Genomic DNA, 403 nt, shown 5'->3' with positions numbered 1-403 from the left:
GGAGACCGCGCCGCGGGCCGACCGGGCCGACGCCGACGCCGAGCCGCAGGCCGAACCCCTGGCCGCCTCCGCTGAGGCGACCGCGCAGCAGGCACAGGAGGCCCCCCAGCCGGTGGCCGCGGCGGCCGAGCCCGCCGCACCGCAGGCGGAGCCCCTGACGGACGCCGCCGAGGTGGAGCCGGAGCCGCAGGAGGCCCCCGAGCCGGTGGCCGCCCAGGCCGGCCCCGAGCCGGAGGCAGAAGCCGTCGCGGACGCCCAACCCCTGGCCGCCCCGGCGGAGGCCCCCACGCCGCAGGCCGAGCCGCAGCCCGAGCTCGCGACCGCACAGGCCGACGCCGCCCCGGCAGAAACCGGGCCGGCCGCCGCGGAAGCCGAGCCCCAGCCGCAGGCCGACCCCCGCCCC

Annotated in this window: 1 pseudogene; it reads left to right on the top strand. The window is 83.1% G+C overall.

The features are described from left to right. Positions 1-403 (top strand): annotated as a pseudogene (locus VR44_RS13930) (hypothetical protein); the annotation flags it as partial.

The sequence above is a fragment of the Streptomyces katrae genome (assembly GCF_000966975.1).
Lineage (GTDB): Bacteria > Actinomycetota > Actinomycetes > Streptomycetales > Streptomycetaceae > Streptomyces > Streptomyces katrae.
Note: the sequence above shows the minus strand (reverse complement) of the source record. Positions and strands in the feature narration are given on the sequence as shown.